Raw genomic sequence first — 17,734 nt, 5'->3', positions numbered from 1 at the left:
ATTTTACATTATCTTTGCAGACGCATAAGATTTTCTTACCCCGATATAAAAGATGGGAGTGGTGAGAATGTTAAAGAAAGCTTTATAAAAATAAGAGCACATCATGATTTGTAGGGTTTTTGTAAAAGGGAGGCGCATTCCTAGGTAAATGACGCCAAAATCCACAATAAACGTGTCTATCATTTGAGAGAGCAGTGTGGAGGTATTGTTACGTAGCCAAGCAGGAGTGTTAGGAAAGTGTTGTTTGAGGAAGTGAAAGGAGACAATCTCTAGCTGCTGAGAGACTGAAAAAGAGACAAAGGACGCTATAAATACTATCGGGCTAATGTCAAAAAGGGTGTGCCATGCATACTCTACATCTGGAGAAGATGCCGGAAGAAAAGAGACAATATGAAGGAATACCAATGCGAATATGTTTCCAGCAAATGCAGACAAAACCATACGCCGGGTTTTCTCAGGGCCAAAGACCTCATTAACAATATTAGAGATTACAAAGGTTGCGGGATAGAGTATCAGCCCTCCAGGGATCGTGAAGTAGGAGGTAATAACAAGCCTAGAAGCTGCTACGAGATTTGATAGGATCAAAATCAATGAAAATGTGAGTGATAGGTTAAAAAGCACCCTATTTTTATGAAAAGACATGTTCATTTAAAAAATAGATAATATCTTGATAGTATACATCGTGTGGACCAAAGACAATAAAATCAAGTCGTCCTTGCTCTAGAAATAGGTGCATTTTTTCTGCAACGTCATTTAATTCGCTAAAATCACGAATGATGAAGAAAGTGGTTTGTAGGGATTTTGGATTGCAGGGGCGTTGTATAATGTGTTCGGTTTTAAACGGAGAAATGAATACGTTGTTGTTAAAGGTATAGGATAACTGATCTGTGGAGCTTAATATAGCAGCTCCGTATGCTTTTCTCTTTCCCTGTTTTTCAATAAGACCGTTTTCTACTGTAAACCAGAAACACCGCGAGATTGCTAGAACATTGCTGTTAAGTATTCGAGGCTGGTCTTCTATAGAATAGATTTCTTTTGCTCGTTCTACAGCTTTTATAAAGAGCTTCCCCATAGAAGAAAAAAATTTTACGAATTCTTGATGCAGTAACCATGGGACATGGCAAAATAAATCGTGAATGAGATCAGGAAGAGGCGAAAAACTTTCATCCTCCATTTTGCGTATGTGTTTAGCTATAGGAAACCGTTGCTGACTTAACTCAAATAAATAATCGTGTGGCGGGAGATAATCTTTTGTTGAGGATAATGTAAGACCTGTTTGTGACAGGATAGTATGGTTAATGTGATCAATATCTATCACTGATCCTGCAGTTAGATTCAGAGCATCTAAATACTCAAAAAAAACTTGGGGACAATAAGCCTTCCATAAAGCAAGTCGAGAATTTAACAGTGCATCTGAATAACTTTCAGAGTTGGAAAGTATTGCAGCGATGTGACGAGTCATGAATAAATAGAAGTTTATAGTTTAGGATCTACTTAAAAAAGCTTTCTACTTGTATAGACTATTACGGATTATAAAGAACAATTCGTGTTGAAAGAATCAAAGAGATTTAAATTCTAGGGTCATTTAGGATTTTTGTCGAGAGAAAGCTAATCCCTTTTAGGGATATAAAAAGTAGTGTTTTGTCTGCATTTTTAGAAGGTTGTATGCGTGTTGGTATTATCGGATGTTCGGGAAGAATGGGAACGTTATTGAGTTCTTTGTTGAGATCATCAAACCGTTTTATTTTAGGCCCAGGGTTCTCTAGACAGAGCTCTTATTCCTTAGACTCCGTTATAGAAAGTAATGACGTTCTTGTAGATTTTTCTTCCTCATCTTTTTCAGATGAACTCCTCGTTGCCTTGCTTTCTAACCCTAAACCCCTGATTTTTGCTACGACAAAGCCTGAGCCCTCTTGCTCTGTAGATGAGAAATTACAACGTTTAGCTGCTTATGTTCCTGTTGTTGTCTGCCCTAACACAAGTCTAGGAGCATATGTGCAAAAACGTTTGGCAGGTCTACTTGCTCGGGTATTTGATGATAGGTACGATATCCGAATTTCTGAAGTGCATCATCGAGGAAAAAGGGATCCAGTTTCTGGAACGGCTAAAGAACTAGCCTCTATTCTTCGCAATACTAAGCAAGAGGCCTGGCAACAGGAATATAGTATCGGGTCTCGTTGTCATAGTGTAAAAAATATTGAACTGCATGCATCGCGTGTAGGGAATATTGCTGGCGAACATGAAGTCGCCTTTATTAGTGATAAAGAACAAATCATTATACACCATAAGGTCTTTTCTAGGGCAGTGTTTGCAGAGGGGGCTTTAAGAATTTTAGATTGGTTAATCGATGAGTCTCCATCCCCTGGATGTTATGGACCTGAAGTAGGGCTAAAGGTTTCTATGTGAACGAACAGTTCTTGCTTAAAAAACAAAACGGTTATTACAATGCGGCCTCTAAGATTCTTTGATTTTTGAATAAGAAGCACGTGTTTTGGATTATCACCAACCTAAATTTCATGGCGGTTTATTGGCCTGCTTTTTTTATTCGTAATCAAGGATGATATAGTATGATTTCAGGAGGCAACACATGCGTGTGGCTGTTTTGGGAGCTACTGGACTTGTTGGACAAAAGTTTGTAGCTCTCTTGCATAAATGGTTTCCTTGGCATATTTGTGAAGTTGTTGCCTCCGAGACAAAATGTAGTCAAACTTATGGTTCTGTATGTGTGTGGCAAGAGTCGTTAGGCCCTATGCCAGCCAGCATGAGATACGTACCTGTTCGTAGGATTGAAGAAGTCGAGTCAGATGTTGTCGTGTCTTTTTTGCCAGAGATTGTAGCAGAATCATTAGAGTCCTACTGCTTGTCTAAGGGGAAGTTGATCTTTTCTAATGCATCAGCTTATAGGATGCACCCTGCTGTTCCTATAGTTATCCCTGAGGTAAATCCGGAGCATTTTCAACTTGTGAATAAGCAACCTTTTCCAGGAAGAATCATAACAAACTCTAATTGCTGTGTGTCAGGTATTGCCTTGGCCTTAGCTCCTTTAACGGAGTTGAGTATAGGTCATGTACATATTGTTACTTTGCAGTCAGTGAGTGGAGCTGGGTATCCTGGGATTTCTTCTATGGATATTTTAGGAAATACAATTCCTCACATAGTAAAGGAAGAGGAAAAGATCCTGAGAGAAACGTTAAAGATTTTAGGAAGTAGTGAAGAACCTGCGGATTTCCCTATAACGGTTACTGTGCACCGTGTTCCTGTAATTTATGGGCATACATTGACCTTACACGTGACTTTTCATAATACTGTAGCTATAGAAGACATTCTTCATATTTATCACCGTAAGAATGCAGAATTTCCCGAAACGTATAAACTTTACGATTCTCCTTGGCATCCACAGGCAAGAAAAGATCTCACAGATGATGATATGCGTGTGCATATAGGTCCCGTTACTTATGGAGGAGATTCCCGAACAATAAAGATGAATGTATTGATACATAATCTTGTTCGAGGTGCTGCGGGAGCTTTATTGATGAATATGCAGAACTACTGTTTTCAGAATGCTGGAGAATATGCATGCCCCCAGTAGTCTATAAATTTGGTGGGACGAGTTTAGGAACTGCGGAAAGTATCAGAAAAGTTTATGATATTGTTCATAAGAATACGCCGTGGTTTATTGTTGTCAGTGCTGTAGCCGGTATTACGGATCTTTTGGATATGTTTTGTTCCGTTTCTAGTGAATATCGGGAACACATCATTTTGGACATAGCAAACAAACATAATGAAATTATTCATGATCTACAACTCACATTCTCTATATCTCCCTGGATAGAGAAGTTACAAAGTTGTATGGATAAGGAAAAAATATCACCGCGTGATCGCGCAGAAATTCTTGCTATAGGAGAGGATATATCAGCCTCTCTATTTCATGCTTTTTGCTGTAGTAATGATTTCTCTTTAGAGTTTTTGGAAGCTAGAACCGTTATATTAACAGACGGTGAGTATAGTCGAGCAACTCCTGACATTTTGCGTATGCGTGAGAATTGGCATGCTCTCGATTTTCGGAGTGATGTTTGTTACATTACCCAGGGATTCATAGGAGCAAATGCTTCTGGGGAAACAACACTATTAGGTAGAGGGGGTAGTGATTATTCTGGAGCTTTAATTGCTGAAATGAGTCACGCTAAGGAAGTGCGTATTTATACGGATGTTAACGGTATTTATACCATGGATCCTAGAATTATTGAAGATGCTCAACTTATTCCCGAGTTGAGTTTTGAAGAAATGCAGAATCTTGCCACATTTGGTGCCAAGATTCTTTATCCACCTATGCTTTCTCCTTGTGTGCGCGCTGGTATCCCTATTTTTGTAACCTCAACTTTTGATTTGTCTAAAGGGGGCACGTGGATCTATGCTATGGATAAAATTATGAGTCATGAGCCACGTGTAAAAGCATTGTCTTTACGTCAGCATCAGCGTTTATGGTCGATAGACTGCAGCGGTTCAAGTACTGTGGGCTTGGATAAGATTTTACCTATACTAGAAATCCATCATGTTCTTCCTGGATTAATAACTTCTCAAGACAGCACGGTATCCTTTACAACTGATGATGATGACGTTTCTGACGATGTTATTCGAGAGCTGTATGATAAATTATCGAGCATTGGCACAGTGCATATGCTCTATGATCTGGCGTTAATCACGATGATCGGTTCCGGATTAGCTTCAACAAAGGTTGTAACGACTGTGACGGAAAAATTACGGCATTATCCTTCCCCAATCTTTTGCTGTTGCCAAAGCTGTATGGCATTAAGCTTAGTTGTTCCTGAAAATCTTGCAGGAAATGTTGTAGAACAACTCCATAATGATTATGTTAAGCAGAAGTTTTCTGTAGTATAACCGCTGATTACTATGAAATTACTCACGGCTTCTGTCACGCCTTTCTTACCTAATAATTCTATAGATTTTTTAAGCTTTGAAAATCTCTTGCGTTTTCAAGAGAGAGAAGGCAATGGCGTTGTTCTTCTTGGTAGTACAGGAGAAAGCCTATCCATGACAGCAAAGGAAAAAGAATCCTTAGTTTCCTATGCATGTTCTTTAAACTTGAAGGTTCCCATAATTGTTGGTGTACCAGGGACATCACTACACGAAGCTTCAGAGTGGATCCATACATGTCAGTCGTATCCTATTTACGGTTTTTTAATCACTACCCCTATTTATACTAAGCCTGGTATACATGGTCAGACCCTTTGGTTTGAATCTCTGTTAAACAAAACAAACAAGCCTGCAATTCTATATAACATTCCTTCTAGATCAGGAACAACGTTATATTTAGACACAGTACGAGCTCTTGCTACTCACCCTTTTTTCTATGGTTTGAAAGACTCCGGAGGGTCTATTAAAAATTGTCTAGAATACGCGCAGATTAGTTCTAACGTAGTTCTTTATTGTGGTGACGATGGCTTGTGGCCACAAATGTATGAGTGCGGGGCACAGGGGTTAATTTCAGTTCTATCTAATATCTGGCCAAAAGAGGCACGTGAGTGTGTTGAGGATCCTCGTAACAAGTATCGTGCGGGCTTGTGGCGAGAAGTTTCTTCTTGGCTTAATCAGACGACTAACCCTATTGCTATTAAAGCGCTACTTGCTTACGAGCAAGTTATAGCACATAACACTTTGCGCTTGCCTTTATCTATTAAGGACTTACAATGCGCTGAATCTGTGCCACGAATTATAAAAAAAATGTCACAATGGGAATACCCAAGTGCTCACGTATAGCTAGTGAAAAAGCACATATTTTCAGTGATTTATATAGCAGAAAATAATGGTTCTTTCTTGTTGATTTTAAATAACTTGTGTTGCATTTTCTTTCTGCTTGCTAGTGCTTTTCCTCTAAACTGATTACAGATGCATCGATACACTAAAGTTCCTCTACTCCCTATTCAATCTGTGCAACGGATATGCCCGCTGAAAATCGAGCATAGTCTGGTAATTTGCAAATCAGATTTCTTGAATTTCATTTTAGAAATGCTCAAGTTGGGTCGATTGCATAGGTTGTTATTTAGAATAGGACTCATGCGGATGTTTACTTTCGTTTATCACGCTATGCTGATGTTTATCACAGTGGTATATATATCGATTTCTTGTGTTCTACATGTTTTATGTATGTGTAGTCCCCTAGAGGCAAAATAGTAAAAGCAGAGAAAATATATTAATTTAGAAATATGTTAAGAAGCTGTCCTTAATCGTTTTACCTATAAGGTAGATTGATTCATTCATATCCGTGTTAAATTCTGTAGTCTTATTTGTAATAAACTTCGGGTTGGCTTTTTCGTTTTTTATTTCCTATGTTGCACGTGAGTTTGAGTGAATTAGTTCAGATTAAAGAAGAATAAGAGTAAGTATGATTAAAAGATTGTTTATTTATAGTTTAGTCTTCGCGTTTTCTCCTATAGTATCCTACAGTAATACAATCGCTGAAGATGCAGAGATTGTTATGAAAGAGTCTGTTGGACATCAGAACTTTAGTATAGATAGTTGTTTTGATTCTATGACAGATGAGGATAGAGAAACTCTAGCAAGCCAGCTCGATTCTTTATTTCAAGTATTGGTAGAAGAGAGCCAAGATCTCTACCGCGATCTCGTTCTTAAATGTAAAAATGAGAATATCGAATTAGAAAATAGTAAACAGGCTGTAGAACTAATAAAAGAGTTGCCCTCAGGTAAGAGAGTTCTACAAGCATGTAACGATATTTTTTCCTCCCTACGTATGCCTGCTGATGATTTGAATAGTGAGAACTTTTCGTTTGATGCTTTACTACAAAAGCTTGATGAGATAGCTCATGTTTGGCACGCCTGTCGACATTCTAAAGATGTGGAATATGCTTACAAAGATCTCGAAATGCGAGAAAAAGAACTAGAATTTAAAAAAGATCTCCTCTCTTGGCAAAAAGAGAAAACAGATAGAGAACTTGCATGGAAACGCGAAAGATATGCGAGAGAGATTTTAACGCATACAAAATAACGCATACCACAGTTTGCTAAATTTATAAGAGTTTTTGGATTTCTGTTCGGATATTTTTTTATTTTGTGGATAAAGACATTTGTTAAAAAGCTCTAGACAATTTAGTTGGAATAGATCAAAACCTCGGGCTAATTTTTTTCACAGATGCGAATTACTATAACATCACACTTATAAGTTCCTTTATCTTAATTATCTCTTAAAAATGCGGTTCTATGTGTACAGAAGACTAAGACATAGACATAGCCGCATTTCTAGGTTTGATTTACAGAATAAAGTGCGAATCTCAGCACAAACGAAAGCTGGAGAAGACGACTATTTTTTTTCTCTGCACGTAAGTTTATGAATACCTATTACGCTATATTGTAGTTGAATGTTTTTATGATTGTGACTGTCAATCTTGATGGCAATTCGAGTTTAGAAAATATCAGTTTAGGAGATTATCACCCACCTTCTGCTGGTGATGATGTATCATTGTCTCAACAGACTTCTGAACGCGTAAATTGTTTCATTCATGGAGGATGTGGATCTGATGTAATGGAACAACCAGAAGTTTTTGAAGCTGTGAGTATTTTTGATCCGAATGCAGAGATACCAAGAGCTCATGAGGTTTGTGTTACCTACGTTAATGGGAGTTTCCAAACTTTACTAGAGGCTCAACACGAGTCCTTGTACCTTAGTGAGGTCCGAGGTGAGCCTGTACGTCTGTTGTATAATTCTGGATGGGGAGGAGGGGGGGGACGCTCTCGATTATTACGAAGACCTGTTGTTTCATGTTCTAGTCCCCTATGTCAAGCATTGATTGAATCCTTGAAATACTTTTTCTCTCATCCTGACAACCAGCATAGACATCATACAATTATATTTTACGGTGATGGTGGGGCTATAGTTAATGAGGTATTGCGTCACGTACCTTATGGTGATCGGGTTAGGGTAATTGGGATCGCCCCTACGACATATGTTACAGGAAGTAACGCAGCCCATTTTAGGGTGTCAGGAGATATGACTACTCTGTTGGACTCGGCAGGATTTGCACGTTCTAACGTTACAACTCTTGCTTACTCTTCAGGAGCTGAGGGATTGTTTTTGCCAAGTTTGCGTTGTCCTAGCTATGTTTGGGCGTTACGTCTAGCACACCATTCTTCTTCTGGTGAATCGAGCTCAGAAAGTATGTTGCCGCTTGCTTCCAATCAGATTTCTTTGGTGGAAATAGGTCATGGTCAAGGGGCCTTTGAGAGATTATCCGAGTTATTGCAATTGGGAGAAACATCTTCAGAAGTAGAGTTTAATTTCACTCCACAATCCAGGAGTGATATTCTTTTATCGAGTATATTCTGTATATTTAGAGTTTGTGGTTTACTGCAAGAGTACATCATCGTTTCTGTGACATACGCTCCTGATGTTTATGTTTCGTACGTAATCATTTTTGGCTATACTTTGAATCTCTTGCGATACTTTCTTCTATTGTTGACCAATCGTCGTTCTGTTCGCGATGCGTATAGATCATTACGTCTTATTGCTCATGGATTAACACCTCTGATTTTTCTAGTAACCATTGTGGATAATCTCAATTGTGTAAGAAGGTACGGCAATCCATTTCCGATTTTGCAAGCTATATTTGTTGTAGCATCTACATTAAGTGGTAGTGTTATCTTTATGGAGTTATTAAGAAATTGCTTCCGAGGATTGCGAGGACGTATCCAAACTACTATTTTACAAAGATTGACAGGTGCTCCTCAGGAATCGCAAGTCGTTGTGCGCTCTGTAGATGGGAACAGAATCGGTGCTGTGCAGGCAATCATTGGGGTAGCTCATGGAATATTTTTATCTACTGTTGTTGGGATCCTTAATAGTATAGTTATGCAGGTCCCTAGCACATTAGGAAGAAGTAATACAACAGATGCAAATGATACGGGATTGTATTCTAATCATTTACACAATGCTTCTTTAGCATGGCAGACCGGAGATGTTCTAGCAGTATCACAGACAATAAGCTTATTTATGTGCTTGATTGTGTTTATCGCTAATATCATTGTCTTGGTGGGTTTAGTAAGCAACAATCGACGCCGGTAAAAAACAAAAGCCGTATAGTCTTTTTTTTAAAGTTAAGATAGACTGTGTTTTGCAAAATCTAAAGAAGATGATGGTTATGGCGACAGTAATTCCTACAGGTTTCTGTTTGCAAAATCAGGAACCGATCAATCTATGGGATGAGTTTCCTTTGGCTGAGAGAGTATGCGTGATACTTTCTATTGTGCTTGTTATTTTCGGTGTCATTTGTAGTATAATCGGTATGCTACTTGGTTCCATAACCACAGGCGTCATAGGTTTTAGTCTCTACATCATTAGTATCTTTTTACTTTTGCGTGGAGTTGTGATTTACAATCATTTTTCTTTGAACTACTTAGTCTATGGCTCATTAGATAAAAATTATCGTTCAAGTGAAGTTTGGGGGAATATCTACGACGGTCCCCATCGACTCGTCTATGATTAAAATATCGGGTTGTAAATTAGCAAATCAGTTTTTTCAGACAGGTGTTTCTGTTTTCTAGCCACCTTTGAATGAGTGAGGGGTCACGATTTTTTTCACCTTCCCTAACACCGTTAACAGCTAATATGCAGTTAGAGAAAAGGATCATTAAGTAAATCTGACCCCTATTTTTCTGATAGATAATCCGCAGTTTTTCTCAGCGCTATAATCATATCGAATTCAGTAGTCTAGGAATGGGAGTGAGTCTGTTTTCAGTGTAAAGGGAAGGCGATAAATACTATGGATACCATCGGTAGATATTTGAGCGCGGAGTTGGCGACGGAGTCAACGGCGGAGCATCTGTTAAGGGGGAAGAGTTCACGTCAAATGAGCGGTCATTTTCATCATCATGGAGAGGAGAGGATGCGTGTTGTGGGTGGAATCCTGGTGCGGGAGTTAATGGCGGAGCGTCTGTTAAGGAGGAGGAGTTCATATCAGATGTGCGGTCATGTTCATCGTCATGGATAGGAGTGGATACGTATTGTGGAGAGAATCCTGGTGCAGGAGTTAATAGTGGAGCATCTGCCAAGGGGGAGTATAAGTATTGTGGAGAGAAGCCTGGCGCGGGAGTTAATGGTGGAGCTTCTGTTAGAGGGGAGGAGTTGATGTCAAATGTATAGTCATCTTCACCGTGAGGGGAAGGTGTTAAGTATTGTGGGGAGGAGCCTGGTGTCGGAGTTAATGGTGGAGCATCTGTTAAGGGGGAGGGATTAAGAATAGACGAAGATATTGCGAGTAGCCTTTCAGCTGTATGTGGTGTTATCGCTTCCCCTTCTTCTCCTGCAAAATCATCGAAGTTGTCTTCTTGAACATTAGATGAACTTAGTTGATCTAACTTTGATTGACGCCATGGATCGCTGTTTTTGCTTGCTACAGAGAATTCCAGGGGTTTGGTTTCTGAAACTTCTGCCTCATCTTTGTTTGATGGTATTTTCCCTAAGACTTGTTCTCGGAAGATATTTGATGCAAGGGTTATGACGTTCTTCTCATCTTCTGAAAAGATAGCTTCGGGTTTTACATCTTTAGCATAGGGGTGTGCGTTTCTTGCGACCAAGGAAATCAGGAGAATTATTTGCACTAATACACTATCAGCGACGTAGATTGCCTCGCCGTTATTCAAAGTCTCTTTTTCAAGTAGTATATTTTTGAAACGGCTATGTCTGAATATAGCTCCCAGAGTATACGCTACACTTGAAGCAAGAATGCTACCTTGATTTTCTTCGAGTAAAAAGCTTCCTCTACTTGGGGCGGTTGTTCTATAACAACGAATTGTTCTAGCGTAATTCAAACATTTCGCATAGCAAAATGGAGATTTATAGCCATCTGGGGTTTTTATCCAAATTTTTTGAGCATCCTTAGGGTTTGTATCTGTCGGAGCTACATGCCAAAGGTCTAAAACTGCTCCACACCTATCTTCAAAAATATTATATTGTCGAACTTTCTGTGCTATAAATAGCATGTCTCTTGTTCTTTTTTCGACACGAACAGCTTGTCTATCTGACTCTTCTATTGAAGTAGGGCAGAATCGTTGCATTTTTTGTTTTGTTGCTCCCGGTATTATTGGAAGGCGACGTTTTATACCGGAACGTACATCCGTTTTTAACAAAGAAAGCGCTGTACAAGCGGTACCGTGGATTGTAGAGTATTCCTTTACATCAAGATAAAAATTATCGGCACTACTTCTAACAAGTGGTCCCTGAGGAGGGTAGTTTTGTTGGCCAAGTGTCGCCGTTACTTCTCTACTACAAGATGCCTCGTCAAGTATTTGCACACGTGAGGAGCTTGTAGGATTAGCTAAATAGCACGTGCTTGCTGGAGGCTTGTGCTTTTCTAAAAAGCCTTCGATCTTTCGGGATAATTTAATAATTTTTTGTGGACCAGGATCTAAAGTATTTTGATTTTGTTGTGAAACTGCTGTCTGCAGTCCTGGTGTATTACAGGATGAACTTAAAGATAACATATAGACTACTCCCAAAGAAAACTCAATAGGACACCTAAGAATGTCTCTTAGTTATTAAAAATACTTTTTATGATTGATTTTTAAAATAATTCGAAGCCATTTTAATATAAATTATAATTAAATATCATCGTTTTTATTATTAATATAATTTGAATTAGTTAATTTTTCTTTTCTTATTAATTATGTGTTTGCGAATTGAAAAATTGACAAGAGAGAAGGGAAGCTTCAAAATAACTACGCCACCATATCGATTAGAATTAGGAGAAGAATATGGGTTATAGCTTAGCTACAAAGTCTCATCTGTTAAGAATTTTGAACAGTCCAATAGTCAAAATATTGGAAGGATCGCTTTTCCTCGCCTTATTAGCGAAGATTGCCCTACCCCTACCCTTTACCCCTATTCTCGTTACTTTTCAGACATTAGGGATTTTCTGTATAGGTATTGCATACTCTCCAAGGATGGCTGTCGGTAGTGTGCTCTCTTATCTTGTTGCAGGGATGTTTTTGCCAGTATTTTATGGTTCGGGATGTGGCTTAACCGCGTTTTTCGGTCCAACAGCAGGATATCTTTACGCTTTTCCTATCGCTGCTCTATTTATCTCCTCACTTTATCGTCGGTTTAAATCTCCCAGTGGATACGTCTTGGCTTCTATTCTTACTATCGCAGCCCTGATAATACTAGTAATGGGATCTCTCTGGCTTGCCTACTATTTTTATATGATGTCGCTCACGGAATCCATAGATGTTGTAAAGGGCTTCCAACTAGGCGCTATGCCATTTATTGTCGGAGAAGCCTTAAAAATCCTTCTCGTAGTTAAAGGCAAATCGGCAGTGCAGTTCTTTCAGAAGCACTATTTTTAATTAAAATTTTTAACATTGCTTCCGCTTGCCCTTCAGAGGGTAGATAGTGACTCTAAGATTATTGAAGTCGCTTGGTTAAATCTGGAAAATAGTTTAACTAAGTAGGCTTCTGCTAAGAGTCATTTACAATCATTCCTATTGTAATGCCTGCGCATGAGCGCATGGTTATCCCGTTCCCTAGAAGCTCGCCTAAAGTCATACCATGAGGTTTGTTGCGAGCCTCTAGAAAATACCAAGCTGTTCATTGGCTTTAAAATCAGTTTCTTTACATTTTAGAAGCTGAGCGACAGTACCTTCATAAGTCAAATACCATGATGAAGCTACTACTCTGTTGCTTAATGATGAGATTTCAGAAAGGTTGAAATAAAGACGATTGTTGATAGGAAAGAGAGCTTGGGGCAGACAGGATTCGAACCTGTGACCAACGGGTTATGAGTCCGTGGCTCTAACCGCTGAGCTACTGCCCCGTGATTAAGAGAACGGATATTAACATATAAGCTTCTGACAAGCAAGTGATATCCATCTCTAATCTGAAGATTTGAGATACTGCACAGAAATTTGTTTCATCCGCATATACAAAGACTCACCTCCATTCACTCTTCCGAAAGATAGGTATTGGCTGAGTTGATCAAAAAATACTGGCTTACAGGTGAGTACGGTCACCGGAGTTTCCCCAGAATACACTTCAGCAAATAATGCTGCTATTCCAGAAGAAATCAAAGCTTCCGTATGCGTAAAAAAGAATAAACGTCCTTCTTGATATACTTCATAAAGATATAAATCACTCTGACAACCCAATACAAGGTTCTCCCTTGAAATTTTACTTTTGTCAAAGTGTTTAGGTTGTGATCCGAAATCTAAAAGAGTGTTATACAACATGTCTTTATGAAATTTTTCGGGAAACAGAGTTTGTAAAATGCGGTGCTGTTTTTTCAAGCATCCAGCATGTTGTAGGGGACATACGGAGGGATTCAAAACTACTCCTCAACAACACGATTAGGCTCTTGTCTTAGATGGGTTAGAGTTTGTGATAGAGCTAAAATTCTTTGATTCGCAGAAGCGATAACATAATCAGGATCACTAAAATGTAGGTGATCACTAAATTGTGTTTTAGGTGCATCAAATACGTATGGTAATGGCATATTCATTTGTAGTTGCAGGGTATGCAACGTATTGGTCATTTGAGGATTATTTTGTTGGGCGACAATTTCAGAAATTTGCTTCTGAATGATCATTTGATTTTTAATTAATTGGTACTGATTAATCGCTTTCTGAATGTGCGCCACCTTTTTATCAAAAGCTTGCCGATCAGCGACATAATTGTCGTCATCGCCTAAGCGGAGACCGTAGGAAATGAGAATACTGATTTGGTTGCCTATGCATGCACCAATCGTAAATCCAACAGCTTCAGGAATAGCGTAAATTAGCGAAGAAATAGAAGCAATGATTGTTGCTAAAAGAATTTGGCGCGTTCCATTGGGATCAAGCTGCTGTAACCCATAATTCATCAAATTCCACAGGCTGTTTGTATTTTTATACTTATTTTTCCTATCCAAAACATTGGCGGTAAAAATACCAAAAAGAACACCAACACCTAAGCCTATACCCAGCCAAATGGTCAATGTTACTGCCATAGTATGATGACAGGCCAATATTAATGCCCAAGCAAGGATATACAATAAAATATATTTCCAGTTATCCCTTAAAAACGTACTAATTTTTTCCCCTACAGATCGAGCATGGTCCATACATGTTCTTGGAGCTGGTCGGTAAGGGAGAATATTCATCAGAGAGAGGGGAGGGCGAGAAGATGTAGTTATTCCCCTAAGTTCGCTATTAGGTGGCTGTGGGTTCTCTATATTCGTATTCACAGATTCACTATCGGATCCACTGTGATCTTGCATGGCTGCCATGCTCTCCAAACCATTAGGATGAGGAGTGCTAAAAGTAACAGAAGATATCATTCTATTTTATTAAAAATAACTAAACTGACGCATTGTAAAGTAAATTGATTTTAATTGTAAATGTTGTAGTAAATTTTCCCACTTATTCCTATAGCAATCAATAATTTTTTATGATATTTAGGCTATCTATGAAAGGGATTTGACTTTTTCTACATACCGAATATAATGCTGCTGCATTTATGGATAGAGCGGAAAGGGATAAGCTCTATTCTTTAAAAAGACCAAATCTGCCCGTCTGGCCAGTCTTTAATTGAGATGCCTTTGGCCGAGAGGATTTTGTTTAAGGATAATTAATACATGGCAAAAAAAGAAGACACTATCGTGCTTGAGGGTAGAGTGCAAGAGCTCCTTCCCGGGATGCATTTCAAAATATTACTAGAGAATGGCATGCCGGTCACTGCTCATTTATGCGGTAAAATGCGTATGAGCAATATTCGTTTGCTTGTTGGAGATCGAGTCACTGTTGAAATGTCAGCCTATGACCTAACGAAAGCTAGAGTTGTATACAGGCATCGTTAATTGTTTTCTATTGATGTTTTAAAATAAGTGACATAGACTAGGCAATTCTCTGAGCCGTTATGAAACGTGAAGTATAGGCCCAGATAGCTCAGTGGTAGAGCACTTGCATGGTAAGCAAGCGGTCGTAGGTTCAATTCCTATTCTGGGCAGAAGTAATGGTTGGAGTAAAACTAATTTAATGAGGATTCTGAAATGTCAAAAGAAACTTTTCAACGTACTAAACCCCATATCAACATAGGGACCATTGGACACGTTGACCACGGTAAAACTACGCTAACAGCTGCAATCACACGCGCACTGTCAGCAGAGGGGTTAGCTAATTTTTGTGATTACAGTTCTATTGACAATACTCCTGAAGAAAAAGCTAGAGGAATTACTATCAACGCTTCTCACGTTGAATATGAAACCCCTAACCGTCACTATGCTCACGTAGACTGTCCTGGTCACGCTGACTATGTTAAAAACATGATTACAGGTGCTGCTCAGATGGACGGAGCAATTCTCGTTGTTTCCGCTACTGACGGTGCTATGCCCCAAACAAAGGAGCATATTCTGTTGGCAAGACAGGTAGGGGTTCCTTACATTGTTGTTTTCCTTAACAAAATCGATATGATTTCTCAAGAGGATGCCGAGCTTGTAGACTTGGTCGAAATGGAATTATCCGAGCTTTTAGAAGAAAAAGGTTACAAAGGCTGCCCTATCATCCGCGGTTCTGCTTTGAAAGCTTTAGAAGGCGATGCAAGCTATGTTGAAAAGATTCGCGAGCTAATGCAAGCAGTAGATGATAATATCCCTACCCCAGAACGTGAAGTTGATAAACCTTTCTTAATGCCTATCGAAGACGTATTTTCTATTTCTGGTCGTGGTACAGTAGTAACAGGCCGTATCGAAAGAGGAGTCGTTAAGGTTGGTGATAAGGTACAAATTGTTGGTTTGAGAGATACTCGCGAAACAATTGTTACCGGTGTGGAAATGTTCAGAAAAGAACTTCCAGAAGGTCAAGCAGGAGAAAACGTAGGTCTACTTCTTAGAGGTATTGGGAAAAATGATGTTGAGCGCGGTATGGTTATTTGCCAACCTAACAGCGTAAAATCCCATACACAATTTAAAGGTACTGTTTACATCTTGCAAAAAGAAGAAGGTGGACGTCATAAGCCTTTCTTCACTGGATATAGACCTCAGTTCTTCTTCCGCACAACAGATGTAACAGGTGTTGTAACTCTTCCTGAGGGTGTAGAGATGGTTATGCCAGGCGATAACGTTGAATTCGATGTTCAATTGATTAGCCCTGTAGCCCTAGAAGAAGGTATGAGATTTGCTATTCGTGAAGGTGGTCGTACAATCGGTGCTGGAACGATTTCAAAAATTATTGCCTAAACCAGGTGATTTTATAAGCATGATTAAGATGATAAATCTTAATCATGCTTTTTTGGGTGTGTAGCTTAGCTGGTAGAGCAGTGGCCTCCAAAGCCGCCGGTCGGGGGTTCGACTCCCTTCGCACCCGTATAGACTTAATTTTTGATCTAGAAATTTGCTTATGAAACAACGCAATCACCAAGAGACACTCTCTAAGAAAATCGCTAAAGCTAAAAAGCAAGCTGGTGCTGGCTTTCTAGATGAAATTAAAAAAATTGAATGGGTCAGTAAACGAGATCTAAAACGATACGTTAAGATCGTAATCGCTAGTATTTTTGGCTTAGGCTTTTCTATATATTGTGTAGATTTGGTGTTTCGTAAGCTACTTACATTGTTAAGTGGTATAACAAGCTTTTTGTTTGGTTAGTTGCATGTTTAAATGGTATGTCGTTCAAGTTTTTACGGCTCAAGAGAAAAAAGTAAAAAAAGCTTTAGAAGATTTTAAAGAATCTTCCGGAATGACGGATTTTATACAAGAAATTGTCTTGCCTATAGAAAACGTGATGGAAGTAAAGAAGGGTGAGCACAAAGTCGTTGAGAAGTTCATCTGGCCGGGGTACCTGTTAATTAAAATGCATTTGACCGACGAGTCTTGGTTATATGTAAAAAATAATCCAGGTGTTGTTGAATTTTTAGGTGGGGGAGTACCTCTAGCTTTATCCGAAGATGAAGTGAGAAATATTTTAAAAGACATTGAAGAGAAAAAAGCTGGTGTTGTGCAAAAACACAAGTTCGATGTTGGCTCCAGAGTTAAAATTAATGATGGTGTTTTTGTAAACTTTATCGGTGTTGTTTCTGAAGTGTTCCATGATAAAGGGCGTCTTAGTGTCATGGTATCCATCTTTGGAAGGGAAACTCGTGTTGATGATTTAGAGTTTTGGCAAGTGGAAGAGGTGACCCTAGAACAAGAAAGTGAATAAGAGTAAGAAAATCTGTGTATTCTTATTCTCCATCTTCTTATAATTTTAGTTTTTCGTTTCTTCCTCTTTATTCATAGAGGGACGTCAAGATAGAGTAAGGTTTAGTATGTCGAATAAAAAGGTGATTAAGTTAATTAAACTACAAATTCCTGGTGGTAAAGCCAACCCAGCTCCTCCAATAGGACCAGCTTTAGGTGCTGCTGGTGTAAATATTATGGGTTTTTGTAAAGAGTTTAATGCTGCAACACAAGATCGTCCTGGAGACCTGTTGCCAGTAGTTATTACTGTTTATTCGGATAAAACTTTCACTTTCATAACCAAACAACCTCCCGTATCTTCTTTGATCAAAAAGGCATTAAATCTAGAATCTGGGTCTAAAATTCCTAACAGGAATAAAGTTGGAAAATTGACCCAAGCACAAGTTACAGCTATTGCCGAACAAAAAATGAAAGATATGGACGTCGTTCTTCTTGAATCTGCAAAGCGTATGGTAGAAGGAACTGCCCGAAGTATGGGTATAGACGTCGAGTAAATTGTAATAGG

General features: G+C 38.9%; 18 protein-coding genes and 3 tRNA genes. 15 read left to right on the top strand and 6 right to left on the bottom strand.

Annotation, left to right across the window (positions count from 1 at the left end):
• Positions 1-3 precede the first annotated feature (3 nt).
• Both G5O_RS08710 and G5O_RS08705 read right to left on the bottom strand, forming a co-directional pair.
• The gene (locus tag G5O_RS08710) at positions 4-642 is read right to left on the bottom strand and encodes a queuosine precursor transporter (RefSeq protein ID WP_006343378.1); all 639 of its coding nucleotides are present in this window, start codon (positions 640-642) and stop codon (positions 4-6) included.
• Entirely contained in the window at positions 629-1,462 is an 834-nt protein-coding gene (locus G5O_RS08705; RefSeq protein WP_006343377.1) for a phenylalanine 4-monooxygenase, read from the bottom strand. The genes G5O_RS08710 and G5O_RS08705 overlap by 14 nt, the downstream gene beginning before the upstream one ends.
• 203 nt (positions 1,463-1,665) lie before the next feature.
• Here G5O_RS08705 and G5O_RS08700 point away from each other — a divergent pair, with 203 nt between their 5' ends.
• The 7 genes from G5O_RS08700 (at position 1,666) to G5O_RS08670 (ending at position 9,515) form a co-directional block, all read left to right on the top strand.
• Entirely contained in the window at positions 1,666-2,406 is a 741-nt protein-coding gene (locus G5O_RS08700; RefSeq protein ID WP_006343376.1) for a 4-hydroxy-tetrahydrodipicolinate reductase, read from the top strand.
• Between the two features lie 181 nt (positions 2,407-2,587).
• Positions 2,588-3,589 carry an aspartate-semialdehyde dehydrogenase gene (gene asd / locus G5O_RS08695; RefSeq protein WP_006343375.1) on the top strand — a complete coding sequence of 334 codons (1,002 nt, stop codon included), beginning with the start codon at positions 2,588-2,590 and terminating at the stop codon, positions 3,587-3,589.
• Positions 3,577-4,899 carry an aspartate kinase gene (locus G5O_RS08690; RefSeq protein WP_006343374.1) on the top strand — a complete coding sequence of 441 codons (1,323 nt, stop codon included), beginning with the start codon at positions 3,577-3,579 and terminating at the stop codon, positions 4,897-4,899. The genes asd and G5O_RS08690 overlap by 13 nt, the downstream gene beginning before the upstream one ends.
• A gap of 12 nt (positions 4,900-4,911) precedes the next feature.
• Positions 4,912-5,778 (top strand): 4-hydroxy-tetrahydrodipicolinate synthase, encoded by an 867-nt coding sequence (gene dapA / locus G5O_RS08685; RefSeq protein WP_006343373.1) that lies wholly within the window; start codon positions 4,912-4,914, stop codon positions 5,776-5,778.
• A gap of 625 nt (positions 5,779-6,403) precedes the next feature.
• Positions 6,404-7,024 (top strand): hypothetical protein, encoded by a 621-nt coding sequence (locus G5O_RS08680; RefSeq protein WP_006343372.1) that lies wholly within the window; start codon positions 6,404-6,406, stop codon positions 7,022-7,024.
• A 378-nt stretch (positions 7,025-7,402) separates the two neighbouring features.
• Positions 7,403-9,094, top strand: a complete 1,692-nt coding sequence (locus G5O_RS08675) for a DUF687 domain-containing protein (protein ID WP_006343371.1) — start codon at positions 7,403-7,405, stop codon at positions 9,092-9,094.
• Positions 9,095-9,170: 76 nt separating this feature from the next.
• Positions 9,171-9,515, top strand: a complete 345-nt coding sequence (locus G5O_RS08670) for a hypothetical protein (protein ID WP_006343370.1) — start codon at positions 9,171-9,173, stop codon at positions 9,513-9,515.
• Positions 9,516-9,789: 274 nt separating this feature from the next.
• On the opposite strand, the gene G5O_RS08665 is transcribed toward G5O_RS08670, so the two are convergent.
• Entirely contained in the window at positions 9,790-11,511 is a 1,722-nt protein-coding gene (locus G5O_RS08665; protein ID WP_006343369.1) for a hypothetical protein, read from the bottom strand.
• 270 nt (positions 11,512-11,781) lie between these two features.
• Between G5O_RS08665 and G5O_RS08660 the strand changes: the two genes are divergently transcribed.
• Entirely contained in the window at positions 11,782-12,372 is a 591-nt protein-coding gene (locus tag G5O_RS08660; RefSeq protein WP_006343368.1) for a biotin transporter BioY, read from the top strand.
• Between the two features lie 394 nt (positions 12,373-12,766).
• On the opposite strand, the gene G5O_RS08655 is transcribed toward G5O_RS08660, so the two are convergent.
• The 3 genes from G5O_RS08655 to G5O_RS08645 form a co-directional block, all read right to left on the bottom strand.
• Positions 12,767-12,839 (bottom strand) — tRNA-Ile (locus G5O_RS08655).
• A gap of 58 nt (positions 12,840-12,897) precedes the next feature.
• Complete coding sequence (locus tag G5O_RS08650) at positions 12,898-13,347, bottom strand: SufE family protein (protein ID WP_006343367.1); 450 nt, start codon at positions 13,345-13,347, stop codon at positions 12,898-12,900.
• 2 nt (positions 13,348-13,349) lie between these two features.
• Positions 13,350-14,336: a membrane protein gene (locus G5O_RS08645; protein ID WP_006343366.1), complete on the bottom strand. Its 987-nt coding sequence runs from the start codon at positions 14,334-14,336 to the stop codon at positions 13,350-13,352.
• Between the two features lie 297 nt (positions 14,337-14,633).
• On the opposite strand from G5O_RS08645, the gene infA reads away from it, so the two are divergent.
• The 7 genes from infA to rplK all read left to right on the top strand — a co-directional run bounded on the left by infA (position 14,634) and on the right by rplK (position 17,723).
• Positions 14,634-14,855, top strand: a complete 222-nt coding sequence (infA, locus tag G5O_RS08640; protein ID WP_006343365.1) for a translation initiation factor IF-1 — start codon at positions 14,634-14,636, stop codon at positions 14,853-14,855.
• A 77-nt stretch (positions 14,856-14,932) separates the two neighbouring features.
• A tRNA-Thr gene (locus G5O_RS08635) sits at positions 14,933-15,004 on the top strand.
• Between the two features lie 43 nt (positions 15,005-15,047).
• Positions 15,048-16,232, top strand: a complete 1,185-nt coding sequence (tuf, locus tag G5O_RS08630; protein ID WP_006343364.1) for an elongation factor Tu — start codon at positions 15,048-15,050, stop codon at positions 16,230-16,232.
• Between the two features lie 54 nt (positions 16,233-16,286).
• Positions 16,287-16,359: transfer RNA gene (locus G5O_RS08625), tRNA-Trp, on the top strand.
• Between the two features lie 33 nt (positions 16,360-16,392).
• Complete coding sequence (gene secE, locus G5O_RS08620; protein WP_006343363.1) at positions 16,393-16,638, top strand: preprotein translocase subunit SecE; 246 nt, start codon at positions 16,393-16,395, stop codon at positions 16,636-16,638.
• Positions 16,639-16,642: 4 nt separating this feature from the next.
• On the top strand, positions 16,643-17,191 hold the full coding sequence (gene nusG / locus G5O_RS08615) for a transcription termination/antitermination protein NusG (RefSeq protein WP_006343362.1): 549 nt from the start codon (positions 16,643-16,645) through the stop codon (positions 17,189-17,191).
• A gap of 106 nt (positions 17,192-17,297) precedes the next feature.
• Positions 17,298-17,723, top strand: a complete 426-nt coding sequence (gene rplK, locus G5O_RS08610) for a 50S ribosomal protein L11 (protein WP_006343361.1) — start codon at positions 17,298-17,300, stop codon at positions 17,721-17,723.
• Positions 17,724-17,734: the final 11 nt, after the last annotated feature.

This window comes from Chlamydia psittaci 6BC (assembly GCF_000204255.1).
Taxonomy (GTDB): domain Bacteria; phylum Chlamydiota; class Chlamydiia; order Chlamydiales; family Chlamydiaceae; genus Chlamydia; species Chlamydia psittaci.
Note: the sequence above shows the minus strand (reverse complement) of the source record. Positions and strands in the feature narration are given on the sequence as shown.

Bases quoted from the DNA above. Each gene is read 5' to 3' on its own strand.
- G5O_RS08710 (WP_006343378.1), bottom strand. From the start codon at position 642: ATGTCTTTTCATAAAAATAGGGTGCTTTTTAACCTATCACTCACATTT.
- G5O_RS08705 (WP_006343377.1), bottom strand. From the start codon at position 1,462: ATGACTCGTCACATCGCTGCAATACTTTCCAACTCTGAAAGTTATTCA.
- G5O_RS08700 (WP_006343376.1), top strand. From the start codon at position 1,666: ATGCGTGTTGGTATTATCGGATGTTCGGGAAGAATGGGAACGTTATTG.
- asd (WP_006343375.1), top strand. From the start codon at position 2,588: ATGCGTGTGGCTGTTTTGGGAGCTACTGGACTTGTTGGACAAAAGTTT.
- G5O_RS08690 (WP_006343374.1), top strand. From the start codon at position 3,577: ATGCCCCCAGTAGTCTATAAATTTGGTGGGACGAGTTTAGGAACTGCG.
- dapA (WP_006343373.1), top strand. From the start codon at position 4,912: ATGAAATTACTCACGGCTTCTGTCACGCCTTTCTTACCTAATAATTCT.
- G5O_RS08680 (WP_006343372.1), top strand. From the start codon at position 6,404: ATGATTAAAAGATTGTTTATTTATAGTTTAGTCTTCGCGTTTTCTCCT.
- G5O_RS08675 (WP_006343371.1), top strand. From the start codon at position 7,403: ATGATTGTGACTGTCAATCTTGATGGCAATTCGAGTTTAGAAAATATC.
- G5O_RS08670 (WP_006343370.1), top strand. From the start codon at position 9,171: ATGGCGACAGTAATTCCTACAGGTTTCTGTTTGCAAAATCAGGAACCG.
- G5O_RS08665 (WP_006343369.1), bottom strand. From the start codon at position 11,511: ATGTTATCTTTAAGTTCATCCTGTAATACACCAGGACTGCAGACAGCA.
- G5O_RS08660 (WP_006343368.1), top strand. From the start codon at position 11,782: ATGGGTTATAGCTTAGCTACAAAGTCTCATCTGTTAAGAATTTTGAAC.
- G5O_RS08645 (WP_006343366.1), bottom strand. From the start codon at position 14,336: ATGATATCTTCTGTTACTTTTAGCACTCCTCATCCTAATGGTTTGGAG.
- infA (WP_006343365.1), top strand. From the start codon at position 14,634: ATGGCAAAAAAAGAAGACACTATCGTGCTTGAGGGTAGAGTGCAAGAG.
- tuf (WP_006343364.1), top strand. From the start codon at position 15,048: ATGTCAAAAGAAACTTTTCAACGTACTAAACCCCATATCAACATAGGG.
- secE (WP_006343363.1), top strand. From the start codon at position 16,393: ATGAAACAACGCAATCACCAAGAGACACTCTCTAAGAAAATCGCTAAA.
- nusG (WP_006343362.1), top strand. From the start codon at position 16,643: ATGTTTAAATGGTATGTCGTTCAAGTTTTTACGGCTCAAGAGAAAAAA.
- rplK (WP_006343361.1), top strand. From the start codon at position 17,298: ATGTCGAATAAAAAGGTGATTAAGTTAATTAAACTACAAATTCCTGGT.